This window comes from Ponticoccus litoralis, from assembly GCF_039769985.1.
GTDB classification, from domain to species: Bacteria; Pseudomonadota; Alphaproteobacteria; order Rhodobacterales; family Rhodobacteraceae; genus Ponticoccus; species Ponticoccus litoralis.
The window spans coordinates 2,612,877-2,633,389 of sequence record NZ_JBDNCH010000002.1 but is presented as its reverse complement, the minus strand read 5'-3'; the positions used below and the strand labels follow the sequence as shown (position 1 = coordinate 2,633,389).

The 20,513-nt window shown below is 67.2% G+C and carries 15 protein-coding genes, 1 tRNA gene and 7 pseudogenes; 14 read left to right on the top strand and 9 right to left on the bottom strand.

What is annotated here, in order from left to right; genetic code table 11:
* Nucleotides 1-403 precede the first annotated feature (403 nt).
* From ABFB10_RS14155 to ABFB10_RS14115, 9 genes and pseudogenes are all read left to right on the top strand, one after another.
* Nucleotides 404-1,562, top strand: a pseudogene (locus tag ABFB10_RS14155) (CpaE/TadZ family protein).
* A 23-nt stretch (nt 1,563-1,585) separates the two neighbouring features.
* A pseudogene (locus tag ABFB10_RS14150) lies at nt 1,586-3,032 on the top strand (TadA family conjugal transfer-associated ATPase).
* Nucleotides 3,033-3,037: 5 nt separating this feature from the next.
* Nucleotides 3,038-4,003, top strand: coding sequence for a type II secretion system F family protein (locus ABFB10_RS14145; protein WP_347166999.1), 966 nt, complete (start codon nt 3,038-3,040; stop codon nt 4,001-4,003).
* A gap of 12 nt (nt 4,004-4,015) precedes the next feature.
* Nucleotides 4,016-4,990 carry a type II secretion system F family protein gene (locus ABFB10_RS14140; RefSeq protein ID WP_347166998.1) on the top strand — a complete coding sequence of 325 codons (975 nt, stop codon included), beginning with the start codon at nt 4,016-4,018 and terminating at the stop codon, nt 4,988-4,990.
* 1 nt (nt 4,991) lies between these two features.
* Nucleotides 4,992-5,574 (top strand): annotated as a pseudogene (locus ABFB10_RS14135) (tetratricopeptide repeat protein).
* Nucleotides 5,575-5,711: 137 nt separating this feature from the next.
* Entirely contained in the window at nt 5,712-6,578 is an 867-nt protein-coding gene (locus tag ABFB10_RS14130; protein ID WP_347166997.1) for a tetratricopeptide repeat protein, read from the top strand.
* Nucleotides 6,579-6,639: 61 nt separating this feature from the next.
* Nucleotides 6,640-7,146, top strand: coding sequence for a prepilin peptidase (locus ABFB10_RS14125; RefSeq protein WP_347166996.1), 507 nt, complete (start codon nt 6,640-6,642; stop codon nt 7,144-7,146).
* A gap of 529 nt (nt 7,147-7,675) precedes the next feature.
* A pseudogene (locus tag ABFB10_RS14120) lies at nt 7,676-8,988 on the top strand (ATPase).
* 133 nt (nt 8,989-9,121) lie between these two features.
* A tRNA-Met gene (locus ABFB10_RS14115) sits at nt 9,122-9,197 on the top strand.
* 379 nt (nt 9,198-9,576) lie between these two features.
* Here ABFB10_RS14115 and ABFB10_RS14110 read toward each other — a convergent pair.
* Entirely contained in the window at nt 9,577-10,752 is a 1,176-nt protein-coding gene (locus tag ABFB10_RS14110) for a zinc ABC transporter substrate-binding protein (protein ID WP_347166995.1), read from the bottom strand.
* A 203-nt stretch (nt 10,753-10,955) separates the two neighbouring features.
* Here ABFB10_RS14110 and ABFB10_RS14105 point away from each other — a divergent pair, with 203 nt between their 5' ends.
* The gene (locus ABFB10_RS14105; protein ID WP_347166994.1) at nt 10,956-11,720 is read left to right on the top strand and encodes a metal ABC transporter ATP-binding protein; all 765 of its coding nucleotides are present in this window, start codon (nt 10,956-10,958) and stop codon (nt 11,718-11,720) included.
* The gene (locus ABFB10_RS14100) at nt 11,717-12,535 is read left to right on the top strand and encodes a metal ABC transporter permease (RefSeq protein WP_347166993.1); all 819 of its coding nucleotides are present in this window, start codon (nt 11,717-11,719) and stop codon (nt 12,533-12,535) included. The genes ABFB10_RS14105 and ABFB10_RS14100 overlap by 4 nt, the downstream gene beginning before the upstream one ends.
* Nucleotides 12,536-12,842: 307 nt before the next feature.
* Here the strand turns inward: ABFB10_RS14100 and ABFB10_RS14095 are convergent, their stop codons facing one another.
* The 3 genes from ABFB10_RS14095 to ABFB10_RS14085 form a co-directional block, all read right to left on the bottom strand.
* Entirely contained in the window at nt 12,843-13,073 is a 231-nt protein-coding gene (locus tag ABFB10_RS14095; RefSeq protein ID WP_347166992.1) for a hypothetical protein, read from the bottom strand.
* Nucleotides 13,074-13,169: 96 nt separating this feature from the next.
* Entirely contained in the window at nt 13,170-13,490 is a 321-nt protein-coding gene (locus ABFB10_RS14090; RefSeq protein ID WP_347166991.1) for a hypothetical protein, read from the bottom strand.
* Nucleotides 13,487-13,900, bottom strand: a complete 414-nt coding sequence (locus tag ABFB10_RS14085) for a DUF1353 domain-containing protein (RefSeq protein ID WP_347166990.1) — start codon at nt 13,898-13,900, stop codon at nt 13,487-13,489. Before ABFB10_RS14085 ends, ABFB10_RS14090 begins: the two co-directional genes overlap by 4 nt.
* Before the next feature lie 284 nt (nt 13,901-14,184).
* Between ABFB10_RS14085 and ABFB10_RS14080 the strand changes: the two genes are divergently transcribed.
* Nucleotides 14,185-14,364 (top strand): CTP synthetase, encoded by a 180-nt coding sequence (locus tag ABFB10_RS14080; RefSeq protein ID WP_347166989.1) that lies wholly within the window; start codon nt 14,185-14,187, stop codon nt 14,362-14,364.
* On the opposite strand, the pseudogene ABFB10_RS24180 reads toward ABFB10_RS14080, so the two are convergent.
* Nucleotides 14,355-14,796: pseudogene (locus ABFB10_RS24180) on the bottom strand (low molecular weight protein-tyrosine-phosphatase). The gene ABFB10_RS14080 and the pseudogene ABFB10_RS24180 overlap by 10 nt on opposite strands.
* A 45-nt stretch (nt 14,797-14,841) precedes the next feature.
* Here ABFB10_RS24180 and ABFB10_RS14065 point away from each other — a divergent pair.
* A complete protein-coding gene (locus ABFB10_RS14065) occupies nt 14,842-15,525 on the top strand; it encodes an NAD-dependent deacylase (protein WP_347166986.1) in 684 nt (227 codons plus the stop codon).
* 10 nt (nt 15,526-15,535) lie between these two features.
* On the opposite strand, the gene ABFB10_RS14060 is transcribed toward ABFB10_RS14065, so the two are convergent.
* The 4 genes and pseudogenes from ABFB10_RS14060 to meaB form a co-directional block, all read right to left on the bottom strand.
* Nucleotides 15,536-15,997 carry a copper chaperone PCu(A)C gene (locus tag ABFB10_RS14060; RefSeq protein ID WP_347166985.1) on the bottom strand — a complete coding sequence of 154 codons (462 nt, stop codon included), beginning with the start codon at nt 15,995-15,997 and terminating at the stop codon, nt 15,536-15,538.
* A gap of 38 nt (nt 15,998-16,035) precedes the next feature.
* Nucleotides 16,036-16,377 carry a hypothetical protein gene (locus tag ABFB10_RS14055; RefSeq protein WP_347166984.1) on the bottom strand — a complete coding sequence of 114 codons (342 nt, stop codon included), beginning with the start codon at nt 16,375-16,377 and terminating at the stop codon, nt 16,036-16,038.
* Between the two features lie 109 nt (nt 16,378-16,486).
* A complete protein-coding gene (gene rpmB / locus ABFB10_RS14050; protein WP_023851286.1) occupies nt 16,487-16,774 on the bottom strand; it encodes a 50S ribosomal protein L28 in 288 nt (95 codons plus the stop codon).
* Nucleotides 16,775-16,922: 148 nt separating this feature from the next.
* Nucleotides 16,923-17,904 (bottom strand): annotated as a pseudogene (meaB, locus tag ABFB10_RS14045) (methylmalonyl Co-A mutase-associated GTPase MeaB).
* A gap of 147 nt (nt 17,905-18,051) precedes the next feature.
* Here meaB and hrpB point away from each other — a divergent pair.
* Nucleotides 18,052-20,491: pseudogene (gene hrpB, locus ABFB10_RS14040) on the top strand (ATP-dependent helicase HrpB).
* Nucleotides 20,492-20,513 lie beyond the last annotated feature (22 nt).

The following is a 20,513-nucleotide window of genomic DNA, read 5'->3' as shown; positions in this document are numbered from 1 at the left end:
CCGTCGCGTTTCTGCCCCATTTCCGCGCGATCGACAGGCCGCTGCCCCCCTTCATCACCCCCTTCCATGCGCGCAGGCAGGCCTTGGCGCACGGTCCGAAACAGGACCGACACCCCCTCCCCGACCAGACCCGTCGTCCGGAATCACCGCACAATTTCGGTTTTTCGGCCCAAATGTTGCCGCCTTTTCCGGTGAGTTTGACCTCTCAGGACCACTCCGCCGACCCGACTCGGCGGTGGCGGTCGCGGAGCAAGAGGCCCGACAGAATGTCGTCGCCCCTCCGGGACCGAGCCAAGAAGGACGCGAGGCATGACGAGCTTGACCGATACAGAGGCAGAAGCCCCCCATCGTGGCCTGCACGATCAGCCGGGACGTGCAGAACTTCGACCTGTTGATCGAGGACATGGAAACCCTGCTGGGCGAGGCATGGGGCGACCTGGGGTTCGAGGAGGCCGCCGCCTTCTTTCACCAGCCCGAAGCCGCCACGCTGGAATTCATCGCCATGGCGATCGACGCCATCGACGAACCCGACCTGCCGATGCTGTCCAGCATCATCGCCAGCGCGCGGGATGCCGGCATCAAGGTCGTGCTGATCGCCGAAGACGTGACCCCGGCCTCGTTGCACCAGCTTCTGCGCAAGGGCGCCGACGAATTCGTGCCCTATCCCCTGCCCGAGGGCGAACTGGGCGCGGCGGTCGAACGGCTGCGCGCCCCGGCCCCTGTCGCGATCACCCCAGAACCAGCCGCCCCTGCGCCCACCGGCGTCACGCTGAAGGGCGGCGGCGACGGCGTTCTGATCGCGGTACAGGGCCTTGCCGGGGGCGTCGGCGCCTCCACGCTTGCGGTCAACCTTGCCTATGAGCTGGCCACCTCCGGCGACAAGGACCAGCAGCCGCGCGTCTGCCTGATCGACCTCGGGCTGCAGTTCGGTTCGGTCTCGACCTACCTCGACCTGCCCCGGCGCGAGAACGTCTACGAACTGCTCTCGGACATCGACGCGATGGACGGCGACAGTTTTGGCCAGGCGCTGTCCAGCTACGAGGGCAAGTTGCAGGTGCTGACCTCTCCGGCGGATATCCTGCCGCTCGACCTCATCGGCCCCGCCGAGGTGCACAAGATCCTCGACGTCGCCCGCGATCACTTCGACTACATCGTCATCGACATGCCGGGGACCGTCGTCCAGTGGACGGAAACGGTGCTGACAGAGGCGCAGATCTACCTGGCCATGGTCGAACTGAACATGCGGTCCGCCCAGAACGCGCTGCGGCTGAAGAAGGCGCTGAAGTCCGAGGACCTGCCCTTCGAGAAGATCCGCTTTGTGCTGAACCGCGCGCCGAAATTCACCGACCTTCAGGCGAAAAGCCGGGTCAAACGCATGGCCGACAGCACTGGAAATCGCGCTGGACGTGCAATTGCCCGACGGCGGGCGGGTGGTGGCACAGGCCTGCGACCACGGGCTTCCGCTGGCCACCCATGCGGCCAAGAACCCGCTCCGCAAGGAGATCGCGAAGCTGGCCGTCCAACTCATCGCCATCGGTGTCGACGACGCCGAGGCCGCCTGATCCCGCTGCCATAAGGACATCCGATGTTCTCGCGCTACAAGAAACCTTCCGTCCAGTCCAAAGCCCCGCAACCGGTCGCCCCGGCCAAGGCGCCGGAGGCCGTGGCCACGAGCCGCGCCCAGACCCGTCGTCAAGCGCCGCGAACAACCGACGCGTGTCGCGGCGCAGGCCGCGCCGATGGACAAGGAAAAGAAGCGCAAGGAACGCATCGGCGAGATCAAGCTGGAGCTGCACCGCGCGCTTCTGGACAACCTCAACCTTGCCGCGCTGGATCATGCGACGGAACACGAGCTGCGCGAAGAGATCGGCGAGATCGCGCTGGAGGCCCTGCAGGACAAGGGCATCGTGCTGAACCGCGAAGAGCGGCGCGCGATGATGAACGACCTCTACGACGAGGTGAAGGGCCTTGGCCCCCTGGAGGCACTGCTGAAGGACGATACGGTTTCGGATATCCTCGTCAACGGCCCGCACCAGATCTTCATCGAACGCAACGGCAAGCTCTCGCTTTCGGACATCACGTTCAAGGACGAGAAGCACCTGATGCGGATCATCGACAAGATCGTCTCGGCCGTGGGCCGTCGCGTCGATGAATCGAACCCCTATGTGGACGCCCGCCTGACCGATGGCTCGCGTTTCAACGCCATGGTGCCGCCGATCGCCATCGACGGCAGCCTCGTATCCATTCGCAAGTTCAAGAAGGACAAGCTGGGCATCGACGACCTGGTGAATTTCGGCGCCTTCACCGAGGAAATGGCGATCTACCTGCAGGCCGCCGTGGCCACGCGCCTGAACATCATCGTCTCGGGCGGTACGGGTTCGGGCAAGACCACCACGCTGAACGCGCTGTCCAGCTTCATCGACGACAGCGAACGCATCCTGACCATCGAGGATACGGCGGAACTTCAGCTTCAGCAGACCCACGTGGGCCGGATGGAAAGCCGCCCGCCGAACGTCGAGGGCAAGGGCGCCGTGACGCCGCGCGACTGCCTGAAGAACGCCCTGCGGATGCGCCCCGACCGGATCATCGTCGGCGAAACCCGGGGCGAGGAAGTCATCGACATGTTGCAGGCCATGAACACCGGCCACGACGGGTCGATGACCACGATCCACGCGAACTCTGCCCGCGACGGCGTGGCGCGTCTGGAAAACATGATCGCCATGGCCGGCATCGACATGCCGCTGAAGGCCATGCGCAGCCAGATTTCCAGCGCCGTCAACCTGATCGTGCAGGCCAGCCGCCTTCAGGACGGCTCTCGCCGGATGACCTCGATCACCGAGATCACCGGCATGGAGGGCGACGTCATCTCGATGCAGGAGCTGTTCCGCTTCCAGCGCGTCGGCCTGACGCCCGACAACAAGATCATCGGCCACTTCACGGCCACCGGCGTGCGCTCTGCCTATTCCGAGCGCTTCCGGATGTGGGGGTATGACATCCCCGCCTCCATCTACGAACCCTTCCGCCCGGAGTAACCATTATGCTGTCCGCTGCCCCGATCATTTACGGCATGATCTTCGTGGGCGTCCTCGTGCTGGTGAATGGCGTCTATCTGGTCGCCTTCGGCAAATCGATCTCGCTGTCGAACAAGGTCAACCGCCGCCTCGAACTGCTCGACAAGGGCGAGCGCCGCGAGGACGTTCTGGCCAAGCTCCGCAAGGAGATGGACCAGCACATGGAAAGCCGGTCGCTGCCGCTGTATTCGCTGCTTGCGGACAAGGCGCAGAAGGCCGCGCTGGCCTTTACCCCGCAACAGCTGATGATGGTCATGGCGGGTGCCGGGGCCTTTGCCTTCGTGGGCCTGTCCGTCGCGACCGAGGCCAGCCTGCCGGTCCGCGTGGTGATGGCGGTGATGATGGGCGTCGGCGGTGTCTACATGTGGGTGAACCACCGCGCGAAGAAACGCCTTGGCATGATCGAAGAGCAGCTTCCCGATGCCGTGGAACTGCTGGTCCGCAGCCTGCGGGTGGGCCACCCCTTTACCTCGGCGATCACCATCGTGTCGAAAGAGCTGAAAGACCCGCTTGCCACCGAATTCGGCATCATCGCGGACGAGAACGCCTATGGCCGCGACGTCGGCGAGGCGCTCAAGCACATGGCCGAGCGGCTGGACATGCAGGATCTGCGCTTCCTCGCGGTGGCGGTGGCGATCCAGCAGCAGGCGGGTGGCAACCTCGCCGAGATCCTCGAAGGCCTCGCCAAGGTGATCCGGGCGCGGTTCCGCCTGTTCCGCCGGGTCAAGGCAATCACCGCAGAGGCGCAGTGGTCGGGCAAGTTCCTGTCGGGCTTCCCCGTGGCCTGCCTGATCTTCATCCAGGTGGCCAAGCCCGATTACTACGACAACGTGCTCGATCACCCCTGGTTCATACCGGCCTGCTTCATCGTCGGTATCATGCTGACGCTGAACGTGATCGTCATGCGCGCTTTGACGAATATCAAGGTCTGAGGAAACCCCGCCATGTTCGAACAGATCAACAACCAGATCACCGGTCTTCTGGGCCCCGCCGGACCGCTGATCGTCGTCGCGGGCCTTGCGGTCCTGCTGATCCTCGCCACCATTCCGATGATGCTGAATACGCGTCCGGACCCGATGGACAAGCTGAAGCAGTCCGGCAAGGACAAGCTGGATGCGCAGACCCGCGCGGTCCTGCGCGACAAGAAGAAGAACGAGAAGCTCAACAAATACGCGCAGTTCCTCGAACCGCAGGATGCCAAGGAACTGTCTGAAATCCGCATGAAGATGATGCAGGCGGGCTATCGGTCCAAGGACGCGGTGCAGTTCTACTACTTCGCCCAGTTCGCGCTGGGGCTGGGTCTTCTGAGCGCGGGCGTCCTTTACTTCCTGATGTTCGTCGACCCGGCAGAGGCGACGCTGAACCAGAAGCTGATGTATATCCTCGGCCCCGGCGCCCTTGGCTACATGGCGCCGAAATACTGGGTCACCAAGCGGCAGGCTCAGCGCAAGGAAGAGATCCAGCTGGGCTTTCCCGATGCGCTGGACATGATGCTGGTCTGCGTCGAGGCCGGGCAGTCGATGGACCAGTCCATCACCCGCGTGGCCCGGGAATTGCGCGCCTCCTACCCGGCGCTCTCCGACGAATTCGAGATCATCAGCCACGAGATGAAGGCCGGCAAGGACCGCAGCCAGGTGCTGAAGGACATGGGCGACCGCTGCGGCGTGCAGGATGTGTCGTCCTTCGTCACCGTGCTGAACCAGGCCCAGACCTTCGGCACCTCGATCGGCGAGGCCCTGCGGGTCTACGCCAGCGAGATGCGTGACAAAAGGGTCATGCGCGCCGAAGAAGCGGCAAACAAGCTGCCGACAAAGATGACGTTGACGACTATGATGCTGACGGTGCCTCCGCTGCTGATCATCCTGGTCGGTCCCTCCGTGGTCGGCATCACGCAGATGAGTGCAATGACGGGCAACTAGAATGAGCAGATGGTCCCGGGCGACCGCGCTGATCCTGACACTGACGCTGGCCGCCTGTTCGCAAACGGGCGGCCTTGACGCACGCGACAGGGCCTCTCCCTTCGCGCCGACGCTGGACCCGGGCGGCGAGGCCGTCGACGGGCTGACGGTCGGCCACCGGCTGATGGACGCGGGCCAGCACGAGCTTGCGCTCGACGCCTACCTGCGCGCGGCGGGCGAACAGGGGCTGACCGGCGAAGTGCTGACCGCGCTGGGGTCGGCCAATCTTGCGCTGGGGCGGCTGAACCAGTCGGAACGGCTGCTGCGGCAGGCGGTCGAGAAGGACCCGGACTGGCCCGAGGCACTGGAACAACCTCGGCGTCACCCTGATGGAGCGCGGCCAGACCGCCGAGGCCTCGCAGATCTTTCGCAAGGCCTATGCGCTGGACAATGGCGAAAGTGACGCAATCCGCGACAATCTGCGCTTGGCCCTCGCAAAAATGGAAAATTCCCTCTATGATGAGGCCGCAGAACAAGATTTTCAGATCGTGCGGCGCGGCGGCGGGTCCTACCTGATCCGCTCGAAATCCGCGCTGGACGTCTGAGACAGGCAAGGGGCGCCCCTCGACGGGCGCCTTCCCCCGCAAAGGGGGCAAGACAAAGGACCGGAACAGGTCCGGCAAAGAACAGGCACCGCCGAACACGGCGGGCACGAGGCAGAGCAGTAAGAGGACGCAGGCACATGCGCCATCCCATCGTTGTGACCCTTTGCGTGGCGGGTTTCGCCGCGCTGTCGGCCTGTGAAAAGGGCATCGACACAGCCGAGATGGACCGCAAGTTCCAGGGCGTGAACGCCATCGACGGCACCGACCTGAACGATGTCATGCTGACGGTCGGCGACCCGAACGAATCCGTGGCCTATTTCAAGCGCGCCAGCGAGGAACAGCCCGAGCGGATCGAGTTCCAGCGCAACCTCGCCGCTTCGCTGGTGCGCGCCAAGCGCATGACAGAGGCCAAGACAGCCTGGGCGCAGGTCGTGGCACATCCCGACAGCATCGACGACGACCGCGTGCAGCTGGCCGATGCGCTGATCCGCGCGGGCGACTGGGAACAGGCCGAAAAGGTCCTGAACGCCGTCCCGCCCACGGTCGAGACCTTCAAGCGCTACCGGCTCGAGGCGATGATCGCCGACAGCAAGAAAGAGTGGAAGAAGGCCGACAGCTTCTACGAGACCGCCGTGGGCCTGACCACCACCCCGGCCTCGACGCTGAACAACTGGGGTTTCTCGAAACTGACACGCGGCGAACACGCCGAGGCGGAACGGCTGTTCACAGACGCCCTGCGCCACGATCCCAAGCTGTTCACCGCCAAGAACAACCTCGTGATGGCGCGCGGCGCGCAGGGCAACTACACCCTGCCGGTCATGTCGATGACCCAGTCGGAACGGGCGGAACTGCTGCACTCCATGGCGCTGACCGCGGTCAAGCGCGGCGATGTCGAGATCGGCAAGGGCCTTCTGCGCGATGCGCTGGAAACCCATCCTCAACATTTCGAGGCCGCCGCCCGCGCGCTCTCGGCGCTCGACAGCAGCGCCAGCGTCCTGAACTGACGGCAGGAGGACCGGACATGCAGCGCCTGCGACAGAAGACCCTGCGCCGCGGGCCGGTGCCGTGCTGATCCCCGCCAGCGCGGCGGCCTGGTTCCTGCCCTTCGCCCTGCCGATCTGCCTCTATATCTGCTACACCGACATGAAGGGGATGCGCATCCCCAACCATGCGGTGGTGGCCCTCTTCGCGGTCTACGCCATGGTTGGGCTGATCGCCCTGCCGCTCGATGCCTACCTCTGGGGCTATCTGCATCTTGTGGTGGTCCTGATCGCGGGCATCGCGCTGAACGCCGGTGGCGCGCTCGGGGCCGGAGACGCCAAATTCGCCGCCGCCGCCGCGCCGCTGATCCACCTCGGCGACCTGCGCTTCCTGATGATCCTCTTCGCGGCCAACCTGCTGGCGGCCTTCTTTGCCCACCGCCTCGCCAAGCACACGCCGCTCCGCCGCCTCGCCCCGCATTGGAAAAGCTGGGACACCGGCTCCAAGTTCCCCATGGGCATGGCACTTGGCGGCACGCTGGCGCTCTACCTCGTGCTCGGCGTCTGGTACGGCCAGACACCGCCGCAATAACCGGCAAGACCCGCAGCAATCCTTCCGGGAAACCGGCCCCGCCCGGCCACAGCGGGATGCCCCCATGGCGGTCCGCCTGACCGGCAAACCCGGCGGCATCGGGACCATGGCGCGCGGGTATCGGGCCGGGGTCTTCACGCCTTCGCCACTAACCTAGCGGCGGCCCCCGCTGACCGCCCGGAGCGCGCCTCCCACGCCATGCCCCCTTGCCCAGCCCCGGCGCCCCCGCCCCGCGCGCCCCGACAGTCGCCCATGCCCGTGGCTCCCCCCAATGCGGCCCAGGTCACAAACCGGACGCCCCCTGCTTCTTTGGTCTTCCCAAATACCTCGGGGGGAGGCCGCAGGCCGGGGGGCAGAGCCCCCTCGGGACCACAGGCAGCCCCTCGCCGCCTCGCCCTGTGCCGCGCCCGGCAGCCGCGGCGGCACCGCCCCGGTGGGTCAAACCCCCGGAATACCCCGAACCCACCCAGATCTCGCCACATTGCCCCGGCACCCTCCTGCCCAAGAACGACAGAGCAGGACCCCCGGCATGAACATGGCAACGACCACCGTGATGGCGCCCCCGGCGCCGAAGCGGATCGAGGACATGAACCTTTCCATCGTCATGATGCGCGACATCGTGCTGAAGACCATGTTCCGCAAGAACACCAACACGGTGAGCAACCTCGCCCGAGCCGTCTGCCTTCCGGTGCCGGTGACGCAGGAACTGATCGACCTCAGCCGCGGACAGGGCCTGATCGAAGCGATGGGCACCATGGGCGCCGCCGGAGAGATCTCCTCCGAGATGCCCTACCAGCTGACCGACAGCGGCAAGGCCCGCGCGCTGGACGCATTGGCGCAGTCGGAATACTTCGGCCCGATGCCGGTGCCGCTGGAGGTCTACCGCGAGCAGGTCGAACGCCAGTCGATCCGCAACATCCAGATCACCCGCGACCAGCTGACCGGCGCCATGGGCCATCTGATCCTGCCCGACGACCTGATCGGCAACCTCGGCCCGGCCGTATCCTCGGGCCGCTCGATCCTGATGTACGGCCCCCCGGCAACGGCAAGTCCTCGATCTCGAACGGCATCCGCGACGCCATGGGCGACCGCATCTACGTGCCCCGCGCCATCGAGTATTCGGGCCAAGTCATCACCGTCTACGACCCCATCGTGCATTCGAAGGCCGAGGAAGACGCCGAGAACCCGACCGCGCTGCGCCGCACCGCCCGCTTCGACCGCCGCTACGTGATGTGCAAGCGGCCCACGGTGATCACCGGGGGCGAGCTGTCGCTCTCGATGCTCGACCTCGTCTACAACCCCACCGCGCGCACCTACCAGGCGCCGCTGCAACTGAAATCCACCGGCGGCATCTTCATCGTCGACGACCTCGACTGCCGGGCCGAACCGCCGCAGAAGCTGGTCAACCGCTGGATCGTCCCGCTGGAGGAGTCCAAGGACATCCTCGCCCTGCAATCGGGCGAAAAATTCGAAGTTCCCTTCGACACGCTGGTGATCTTCTCGACCAACTTCCACCCGAACGAGATCTTCGACCGGGCGGCGCTGCGGCGGATCTTCTTCAAGATCAAGATCGACGGCCCCAGCCAGGAGAACTTTCTGAAGATCTTCGCATTGGTGGCGCGCAAGAAGGGCATGCAGCTGGACGAGCCCAGCCTCGTTCACCTGATGAAGCGCAAGTATCCGACGATCGACAACCTCTATGCCAACTACCAGCCGGTCTTCCTGATCGACCAGATGATCGCGGTTTGCGATTTCGAGGGCCTCCCCTACAGGATGACGCCAGAGCTGGTGGACCGCGCCTGGGCCAATATGTTCGTCAAGGACGAGCACATCGTGAAGTGAAACCGGGCAGGTTTCCTGCCCCCGGGGCCCTGCTTCCGCCGCCCCTCTCCACCACACCGGGGGGATATGGACCGGCCACGGCATTTTCGGCTTGACGCCAACCGCCCGCAACCTTATCCCCCGCCCACGGTCCGGCGCGGTAGCTCAGTTGGTTAGAGCGAACGACTCATAATCGTTAGGTCGGGGGTTCGAGTCCCCCCACGCCACCACTTCCCCCTTCATGCGAAAACATCCCGTCAGGCTGGAGCGGAAGCCTTCGGCACTGGGCATGGCACCGCCTGTTCGGGATCGCCCCGGAAAACAGGCGCAGGACAGCCCGGCGAAGCCACGCAACCATTCGAAATCGTTGAAAAGGGTGGGATGTGGTCCCTGTGCGGGCGCGCCGGTCCGGTGGGACGCCGCACGCGACGCAGACCGGCCTTCGACGGCGCCCATACCGTCACGCGCGGGCGCCGAAGCGGCAGCCCCCGACGTCAAGGGCGGCGCCTGCCCCCCGGGCCGCGCGACACCGAGGGGTCAAAGCACAGGCAGCGCGGGTGCGCTGAAACCGGGGGCGCCATCCGGACGGCGCGCCCCCGGCGTCGCGGTTTACCCGAGACAGTCGCGCAGCGTGTCGGCCATCGTCTGGATCAGCGCCGGGTACATGCCCGTGCCCGGCTTCAGATCGGCGCCAAGCGGGTCGATGATCCCCGTCCCGGCCTCCGTTCCCTGCAGGACGGTCCGCACCAGTCCCGGGTTGAACTGCGGTTCCGAGAAGACGCAGGCCACCCCAAGCTCGGAAACCTTCTGGTGCACCTCGGCGATGCGCGCCGGGCTGGGCGCCGTGGAATCGCTGAGGGAAATGGACCCGGCCGCCGCCATCCCGAACCGCTGCTCGAAGTACTGGTAGGCGTCGTGGAAGACCACGAAGGGCCGCTCGCGCACCGGCTCCAACTCTGCCGAGACCGAGCCGATCAGCATGTCCAGCTCGGCCTGGGCGCTGGCCGCGTTCTCCCGGTAGCGCGCCGCGTTCTCGGGATCGAGCTCCGACAGGGTCTCGGCGATGGCACCCAGCCAGACCCGCGCGTTCCCGGGGTCGAGCCAGACATGCGGATCGCTGCCGGAATGTCCGCCGTGCGCATGATCATGGCCCGCACCGTGGTCGTGGTCGCCGTGGTCGTGGTCGCCGTGGTCATGGTCGTGATCATGAGCCTCGCCATGGTCATGACCGTGGTCGTCACCGTGGTCATGCCCGTCACCCTCGGCATGGTCGTGGTCATGGTCATGAGGCTCGCCATGCTCATGGCCGTCACCATGGTCGTGCGCGTGGTCATCCCCGTGGCCGTGGTCATCCCCGTGGTCATGGTCGTGGTCCCCGCCATGGTCGTGCCCGTGGTCATCGCCGTGATCGTGAAGATGCGCCTCGAAGGTCGCGCCCTCCCGCATCGGCAGCAGGGTTGTCCCCTCGACCGCCATCAAGCTGACGGTCCGGGCATCGCCCGCCAGCGTCTCCAGCGGGTCTTGCAGCCAGGGTGTCAGGCTCTCGCCGATCCAGAAGACCGCGTCGGCCTCGTCCAGAGCCCGCGCCTCGGACGGTCGCAGCGAATACCCGTGCGGAGAGGCCCCCGGCTGCACCAGCAGCGCAGGCTCTCCGAGGCCCGCCATCACCATGGCAGCCAGCGAGTGGACGGGCGGGATGTCCGTCGCCACGGAGGGCACCTCTGCCGTCGCCGCAGAGACCAGCCCGAGGCTGGACACGGTCCCGAGAATCAGACCCTTGCGCATATCGTTATCCTGTTATGTTGTAACACTGCCATTTCGGTATCTTGAATGTTACGATATATCAAGTCAGAGAGTCGCGGGCCGCCGCCACCGGACGCTCCGGTGCAAGGCAGGGCAGGAAGAAGGGAGAGCGTTCTTGAAACCGAGACTGACCCGGTGCACCGATTCTTGCCCCCCGGCACGGCCCCCGTAGCGGGGCCACGCGCATGAGTCTCTTTGCCCTTTCCGATGTCAGCGTCCGCTACGGCGGCGAAGCGGTGCTGGACAGTGTCTCGCTCAGCATGGACGCCGGGGAAATCGTGACCATCGTCGGGCCCAATGGTTCAGGCAAATCGACCCTTTTGCGGGTGCTGATCGGCTCTGTCGCGCCGAACGCGGGCCGGATCACGCGGCAGCCGGGGCTGCGTGTCGGCTATGTGCCGCAACGGCTTCACATGGACCCGACCCTGCCGATGACCGTGACGCGGCTTCTGTCCCTGCGCCGCAGGCCTTCCAAAGAGGCGGTTCAGGCCGCCATGGCGCAGGCCGGGGTCACAGAGATTGCCGACCGCCAGCTGAGCGTCCTGTCGGGCGGGCAGTTCCAGCGCGTCCTGCTGGCCCGTGCCCTGATCTCCAAGCCGCATCTTCTGGTGCTCGACGAGGCCACGCAGGGGCTGGACCAACCCGGCATCGCCGCCTTCTACCAGCAGATCGAGACGGTCCGGCAGGAAACCGGTTGCGGCGTCCTGATGGTCAGCCACGATCTGCACGTGGTCATGAGCGCCAGCGACAGGGTGATCTGCCTGAACCGCCACATCTGCTGTCAGGGCGGGCCGCAACAGGTCGCCTCTGCCCCCGAGTACCGCGCCCTGTTCGGCAGCGGGACAAAGGGCACCATGGCGCTTTACACGCATCATCACGACCATCACCACGATCACCATCACCACCACGAACACCCCCACAGCCACGACGGACCGGAGGCCGCGGAATGACCGGACTTCTCGACGATTTCATGGTCCGCGCCGCGCTGGCCGGACTGGGTCTTGCCATCGCCGCCGCGCCGCTTGGGTGCTTCGTGGTCTGGCGCCGCATGGCCTATTTCGGGGATGCCACCGCCCATGCCGCCATCCTTGGCGTCGCCCTTGCCCTGACCTTCGATGCCTCGATCTTCGGCGGGGTTCTGGCGATCTCTCTGCTCATGGCCTTCACCGTCTCCAGCCTGGCCGGGCGCGGCTACGCCATGGACACCATGCTGGGGGTGCTGGCCCATTCCGCGCTGGCCTTCGGACTTGTGGCGGCCTCTTTCCTCAGCGGCATTCGCATTGACCTGATGGCCTATCTCTTCGGCGACATCCTTGCCGTCTCGGCCTCGGATCTTGCGGTCATATGGGGCGGAGCCCTTGCCGTTCTGGCGCTGGTCGTCTGGCGCTGGAGCTCCCTGCTCATGGCGACCCTGAACCCCGACCTCGCCTTTTCCGAGGGCCTCGACCCGAAACGCGAGGGCATGGTCCTGACCCTCGCGCTGGCCATCGTCGTCGCCGTGGCGATCAAGGTGGTCGGCGCGCTGCTGATTACCGCGATGCTGATCATCCCCGCCGCCGCCGCGCGCCCCTTCAGCCGCACGCCAGAGGCCATGGCCGTGATCGCGACCGCCGTCGCCAGCCTGTCGGTGCTTGGGGGCCTGTGGTCGGCCTTCCGCTTCGACACCCCCACCGGACCGACCATCGTCTGCATCGTGGCGGCGCTGTTCGCGGTCTCGGTGACCGCAGCCGGGGCCTCGGGCGGCCTGCGGAAGCCGCGGCGCTGAGGGTCACAGGTCGCAGGCCCTGCCCTGCCGCAGGCGGCGCCGGCCTGCCCTGTCGCAGCCCCACCCCGACAAGGCGGTGTGCCCGCCGGGGCGGCAACCGAACGCGCGCATCCCGCCCCGCGCAGGGGCCCTTGGGGCGCGCGGGCATCCGATCCGCTTCGGCACCTGCGCGGGCTTCCGCCAACCGCGAGATCGACCGGTTTCAGGGGCGGTGATGCAAGGTCCGTGTCACGGCCCCCGTCACGGGGCGCCCCGCCCGTAGGCTCGGCAGGGCCTCTTGCCGCCACTCCGGGACATCGGGCTTGGGTCAGACCGGCAGAGAGTCGCACTTGTCCTTGCCAGCCGCGCACAGGGCGTCCTGCGCGGCCCGGTTCACCTGTTCGGCGGCGGCGGTGACCCTGCCCGCCGCCTCCTCCGAAGCCATGTGCCCCTGCGCCATAAGCCGCAGGGAGGTCTCGAGATATGTGACGAAATAGGCCTGCGTGGCCTGCATCGAGATCAGCATCATCTGCTGCGGCAGTGTCATGAGGGGAAACATGCGGCGGGCCTCGTTTGCTCTGGCAGGACAACCCCCGCCCCCCGATTCGCGTTGCATCGAAGGGCTGCCGGGCAGCGGGAACGCTCCGCCGCCGATCTAGAAGGCGACGCCAGGCTCGACCGGGTCCGTCACCGCGCCGGGTTCATCGGGGGACAGATCGCTTGCGCCCGCTTCGGGATCGGGCGTGTACTCGGGCTCGTAGCCGTCGGTGGCATGGGCCAGGCCGCCACCGTGCCGGTCATCGGTGCCGGCCACCTCGCGCAGCATTTCGCCTTGCAGCCACCAGAGGTAATCGACCAGCTCCGGCATGGTCGGATCATTGCGGTTGATGTGCCGGATGCTCTGGCGCATCGCCTCTTGCAGCCGCGCCACGGGAACCGGCGCCAGCGCATGCGCATGGTTGTCCGGCGCGATCACCTCGGTGCCCTGGGTCGAAATGACTCCGCCGCCGCCCCCATCGGGCCAGCGCGGCCCCCCAGCCAGACCGCCGCGAACATGATCTTCGCCCGCTTCGGATCCGTGCCGCCGACAATCAGCCCGTCGTAGAACATCAGGTGGACGTCCTGCCAGTCGGCGCGGTGGAACATCGGGCCCGTCTCGTTTCCGACCCCGCAATAGGCATCGTGCACCGCCGCCGCGTTGATGTATTCCGGTGAGGTCGGCTCTCCGACGATCGAGACGAAGATCTTCGGGATAGAGGCCCCGTCGGTCAGGGTCCGGGCCGGGGCAACCCATTGACTTCCCTTGGCATCGACGAAGTTCAACGGCTGTGCGACCGGAAAGAAGGTATAGGCCCGGTTCGGCAGGCGCACCGGTTCGTTCAGCACCCGGACCGGGCTTTGGTCGAAGCTGCACCCGGGCTGTGTCAGGCAAGAGACCTCGGGCTCGAATCCGCCGCCGCCGTGACGCGGAAGGGTTGGGGCACAGGCTGTCAGGGAAAGGGCTGCAAGGCAGAAAAAGCCGGATCTGAACATGGGATTTCCGAAACAAATTGGTTTTGCCGCAACCTATGGTGAAACCCCGGGCATGTTCAAGCCGAGGGCCTGACCTGGATCAAGGCGCCGCATCCGCCCCCATGCACATGGTCCATGCACAAGCGAAAGGACCCCCGATGTTGCGCCTGGCCGGTATTCTTTACACCCTGATCTCGACCTCCCTTGCCGGAACCGCCGTCATTGCGGTCCTGGTGGCTGGCTACGACACGCTTCTGCCGATCCTGATCGCTGCAGCCCTTGGCTTTGTCGCGGCGCTGCCGGTGGCCTGGCTGGTGGCGCGCCGCCTTTACAGCTGATCCAGCAGGCCCCGCGCGCAGCGCTCTATCAGATCCAGCGTGCCGTCGAAGTCGCGCGTGTAATACGGATCCGGCACCGAGGCCCCGCAGCCCGGCGCGAATTCCGTCATCAGCCGCAGGTCGGCGCCACCGGGCGCAAGGGCGCGCAGATCGTCGAGGTTGTCGCGATCCATCGCCACGACCATGTCGAACCGGTCGAAGTCATCCCGGGTCACCCGGCGCGCCCGCAATCCCGACAGATCGTATCCCCGCGCCCGCGCCGCCTTTTGCATCGGGCCGTAGGGCGGCTCTCCGATGTGCCAGGCGCCGGTGCCCGCGCTGTCCGAGGCCGACCGTCAGGCCCCGGTCCCCGGCCATCCGTCGCACCACCGCCTCGGCAGAGGGCGACCGGCAGATATTCCCGAGGCAGACAAAGAGGATGCGTTTTCCCATGCCCCTGCCCTACAATCCCGGAAGAGGGATCTCAAGGAAGACGGCATGGACAGGATCGTGGTTCTCACCGGCGCGGGGCTTTCCGCCGAAAGCGGGCTTGGCACCTTTCGCGACGCCGAGGGGCTCTGGGCGCAGCACCGGATCGAGGACGTCGCCACGCCCGAGGGCTTCGCCCGCAACCCGGCGCTGGTGCATGAATTCTACAACGCGCGCCGCGCGCAGGCCGCCGCGGCCCAGCCCAACGCGGCGCACAGGGCACTGGCCCGGCTTGCCGGGCACGCGCCGGTGACGCTGATCACGCAGAACGTCGACGGGCTGCACGAGAAGGCGGGCGCCGAGGCGATCCACATGCACGGCGCCCTGTCGCGCGCGCTCTGCGCCGCCTGCGGCCATGGCTGGGAGGCGCCCGCCACCATGGCGCCCGACGACCCCTGCCCGGCCTGCGCGGCCCGGGCCACGCGCCCGGACGTGGTCTGGTTCGGCGAAATGCCCTATCACATGGACCTGATCGCGGACCGCCTTGCAGAATGCACGGTCTTCGCGGCCATCGGCACCTCGGGGCAGGTCTATCCCGCCGCCGGATTCGTGCAGGAGGCCGCCGCAAGGGGCGCCCATACGGTCGAACTGAACCTCGAAAGCACCGATGTCTCGGGCGCCTTCGACGCGCATCACACCGGACCCGCCAGCCGCATTGTCCCCCAGTGGGTCGACAGGCTGCTGGCGGGGTAAGGCACCGCGATCAGTGGCCGGCGTGACCGCCATGGCCCGAATGATCGGGCTTGCGCTCAAGGTCGACGGGGATCTCGACGACCTGCTCGCCGGCGTTTTCGAAGGTCAGCGTCACGGTGACCGTATCGCCCTGCTCCATGGTGCCGTTCAGCCCCATGAACATGACGTGATCGCCGCCGCGCATCAGCATATGCGTTTCGCCTGCGGGCAGGGCAAAGCCCTCTTCGACGTGCATCATCTTCATCACGCCGCCGCCCATGTCGCGGTGGGTGTGCAATTCGACGCGCTTCGCCACGTCCGAGGCGGCGCCGATCAGGCGATCGTCCTCGGGGCCGGTGTTCTCGATCGCCATGAAGGCGGCGCCCGCCATGGCATTGGACGACCGCGCATAGGCGTCCTTGACGACGATTTCGGCGGCAGCGGGCATGGCGAGAACGGCCATCAGGCCGGTGAGCATAACGGTGTGTTTCATGAGTCTCTGCATTCGGTTTCAGGAAAGGGAAAGGCAGATCAGAGGGCGGGTGGCGGTCCCCGGGCCCGGCTGGCCCGGGGGCCGAAGCCCGCGGCACGCTGCTCTGCGGGGGCCACATGCACCACCGTTTCCAACGGGCGCCAAAGGCCCTTGGGGGTCGGGGCCGCAAGAGCGAGAATCAGCGAAAGGGCCTTTTCACCGCACAGATGCGGCGGCGCGACCGGCTGGCCGCTGGCGTCCACAGAGACCGTGACAGCCGACAGCCCGAGGCAAAGCTCCACGGTGCCCACGGCGGGCGCCTGCCCGCGCGCCCATGCTCCGCCGACTCCTGTCACCGTCAGCGACAGCAGCGTCAGCACCAGAACAAGGGGGCGGATCATGCGCATGGCAGGCTTATAGCGCGCCGCGCCAAGGGACGCACGCGACAAAATGCAACGGCCCCGGGCGTTTCCACCCGAGGCCGTCAAACCCTGGAAAAAAGAAAGGAAATCAGGCCTCTGCCTGAACCTTCGCAATCTCTTTCTTCACCTTCAGCGCGCGGTCGGACAGCTCGACGTCCTTGGCCTTCGCCAGGAACTTGTCGAGACCGCCACGGTGGTCCACCGAACGCAGAGCCGAAGCCGTGATCCGCAGCTTGATGCCACGGCCCAGCGCTTCCGAGCGCAGGGTCACGTCGTTCAGGTTCGGCAGGTAGCGCCGCTTGGTCTTGTTGTTGGCATGGCTGACATTGTTGCCAACCATCGGGCCTTTTCCGGTCAGTTCGCAAACACGCGACATGTCTTCGTCCTCGTTGTCTCAGGGCGCCGGGACAAGGCCCCACTCGCCAAAATCAAAGGGCGCCGCCCGTTGTTGAGTCGGGGGGCGCCCGGAAAGCTGTCGGGTGGCTTTAGCCGCAGCGCGCCCGCCCGTCAAGTCCCGCCCCCCTCTATTCCAGCATCAGATGCGCGCGCAAAAGCTCTTCGGCGGCGGTAGAGGGGCTGATCTCGCCGTTTTCCACCTGCCCGGCCATGGACCGCATGGCGCCTTTCAGGGGCTCGCGCACCAGCCGCGCCAGCAGCCGGTCGCGCACCTCGGCCTCGAACCAGAACCGCGCCTGCGCCGCCCGGCGGGCCGCGAAATGTCCCTCGGCCCGGCGCCAGTCGGCAAGCGCGGTCATCTCGTCCCAGGCCTTCTGCAGGCCCTCTTCCTCCAGCGCCGAAACCGGCAGCGCCTTGGGGAAACCCTCGGGATCCTGCGGGCGTTTGCGCAACAGCCGCAGGGCGCCCGCGTAATCCGCGCAGGTGCAGATCGCCTGCCGCTTCAGCTCGCCGTCCGCCTTGTTGACCAACAGGATATCCGCCATCTCCATGATGCCGCGCTTCACCCCCTGCAGCTCGTCGCCACCGGCGGGCGCCAACAGCAGCAGGAAGAGGTCCGACATCTCGGCCACCATGGTCTCGGACTGGCCGACACCCACCGTCTCGATCAGCACCACGTCGAAACCCGCCGCCTCGCAGAGGTCGATGGCCTCCCGGGTGCGCCGGGCGACGCCGCCAAGCTGGCTTTGCGAGGGGGACGAGCCGGATAAAGGCCCCCTTGTCGCGCGACAGCCGCTCCATCCGGGTCTTGTCGCCGAGGATCGACCCGCCGGACCGCGCCGACGAGGGATCGACCGCCAGAACGGCCACCTTCAGCCCCCGGGCGGTCAGCATCAATCCGAAGGCCTCGATGAAGGTCGACTTGCCCACCCCCGGCGTCCCCGACAGCCCCACGCGCAGGGCCTCGCGCCCGTGGCCCTTCAGCGACTCCAACAGTCTCAGCGCATCGGCGCGGTGATCCGCCCGCCCGCTTTCCACCAGCGTGATGGCGCGCGCCAGAGCCCGCCGCTCGCCCGCGAGGATGCGGGCCTTCAGATCGTCGATATCCATGCCCCTGTCATCCCGCGCCCCGGATCGAAAGTCCAGAACCCGTGCTTCTTCGGTCTCACAAATACCTCAGGGGAGGCCCGCGAGGGCCGGGGGACAGCGCCCCCTCCCCACTGGCCAAGCGCCCCGCCGCCGCGCTAAAGCGCTGACATGACCCGCCTGCCCATCGACGACGCCCTGCCCGACCTACTTGCCGCGCTGCGCGCGACGGGGCGCGCCGTGCTGCAGGCGCCGCCGGGCGCGGGCAAGACCACGCGCGTGCCGCTCGCCATGCTCGAGGCGGGTCTGACAAAAGGCCGCATCGTCATGCTGGAGCCACGCCGCCTGGCCGCCCGCGCCGCCGCGCAGCGCCTGGCCGAACAACTGGGGGAAGAGCCGGGCCAGACCGTCGGCTACCGCATGCGGGGCGAGGCCAAGGTCTCCCGCTCGACCCGGATCGAGGTGGTGACAGAGGGCATCCTGACCCGCATGATCCAGTCCGACCCCGAGCTGCCGGGCGTGGGCGCGGTGCTCTTCGACGAATTCCACGAACGGTCGCTGAATGCCGACCTCGGGCTGGCCTTCTGCCTCGACATCGCCTCGGCCCTGCGCGACGACCTGATCCTGCTGGTGATGTCCGCCACGCTGGACGCCGCCCCGGTGGCCGAGCTCATGGGCGCGCCGGTGGTGACCTCGCAGGGCCGGTCCTACCCGGTCGAGGACCGCTGGCTCGACCGCCCGCTCGACAAGCGCAGCCGCACTGGAAGAGGCCATGTCGGACCTCATCCTGAAGGCGCTGGAGGAAACGCAGGGCGGCATCCTCGCCTTCCTGCCCGGCGAAGGAGAGATCCGCCGCACCGAAGCGCGCCTGAAGGGCCGCCTGCCCGCCGATACCCGCCTGCACACACTCTTCGGTGCCATGCCCCTGCCCGCGCAGCGCGCGGCGATCCGGCCCGAGCCGCAGGGCCGCAAGCTGGTGCTGGCGACCGCGATCGCCGAGACCTCTCTGACCATCGAGGACATCCGCGTGGTGGTCGATGGCGGACGCGCCCGGCGCGCACGCTTCGATCCCGGCTCCGGCATGTCGCGGCTGGTGACCGAACGGGTGACCCGCGCCGAGGCCACGCAGCGCGCCGGGCGCGCCGGGCGGGTGGCACCCGGTATCGCCTACAAGCTGTGGACGAAGGGGGAGGAAGGCGCTTCAAGCGCCTTTCCCCCCGCGGAAATCGAGGCTTCGGACCTTGCTTCGCTGGCCCTGGAACTGGCGGCCCGGGGCGCCGCGCCGGATCAGCTGCCCTTCCTGACCCCGCCGCCCGCCGCCGCCTTCGGCGAGGCACAGGCGCTGCTGAAGATGCTGGGTGCCCTGGACGACAAGGGCCTGATCACGCCCCGGGGAAAGGCGATTTCGCGCCTTCCCCTGCACCCCCGGCTTGCCCATATGCTGCATGAATCCGGGCCGGAAGCCGCCCGGCTGGCCGCCCTCTTGTCCGAACGCGATCCGCTCACAGGATCATCCACAGACCTTGCCCTGCGCATCGAGGCGCTGACCGATCCCCGGCGTTTCGCCGAGACCCGGGCGCAGGGGGTCGACCGCGGTGCGATTGAACGCATCCGCACAGAGGCGAAACGTCTCGCGCGCCTGACCAGGACCGCCGATGCCGGGCGCTCGGTCGCCGAGATGGCGGCGCTGGCCTATCCCGACCGGATCGGCCAGCGGCGGAAGGGCGAGGCGCCGCGCTTTGTCCTCTCCGGCGGCAAGGGCGCGATCCTGCCCGACGGCGACCCGCTTTCAGGCAGCCGCTTTCTTGTCGTGACCGACACCGACGGAAATCCGCGCGAGGCGCGAATCCGGCAAGCCATTCCGATTTCGGAAGGTGAGATCCGGGCACAGTTTTCCGATCAGATCGAATGGGTTGATCGCTGCTCTTGGGACAGGCGCGACAGGCGCGTTGTTGCAAGACGGCAAGAACGGCTGGGCGCCATCTTCCTCGACGACCGCCTCTGGAAGGATGCCAGCGAGGATGCGCTCTGCCTTGCGATGCTCGACGGGGTCCGGGATCTGGGCCTCGCGCCGGGCGACGCGGCGCGCCGCTTCATGGCCCGCGTGGCGCTGGCCCGGGAGAGCGGCGCCGCCCTGCCCGACATGAGCCTGAAGGCGCTTGGCGACACGGTGGAAACATGGCTGCTGCCGCATCTTCAGGGCGTGCGGAGCGCACAGGACTGGAAGCGCTTCGACCTCTTGCCCGCCCTGCGCGCCATGCTCGACTGGGACCAGATGCAGGCCCTCGACAGGGCCGTGCCGGCGCATTTCACCACGCCGCTGGGGCGGCAGGTGCCCATCGACTATTCGGGTGAGCACCCGGAGATTTCCCTGCGCCTGCAAGAGCTTTTCGGCCAGACCACGCATCCGGTCTCGGGGCGGCGCCCGTTGAAACTGACCCTGCTCAGCCCGGCGCAGCGCCCGGTGCAGACCACCATGGACCTGCCCGGCTTCTGGGCCGGGTCCTACGCCGAGGTCCGCAAGGACATGCGCGCGCAGTACCCCAAACACCCTTGGCCCGAGGACCCGACCGGGGCCGCGCCGACCCTGCGGGCAAAACCGCGGAAGTAGCCGCTCCGGCCCCGCCGGGGAC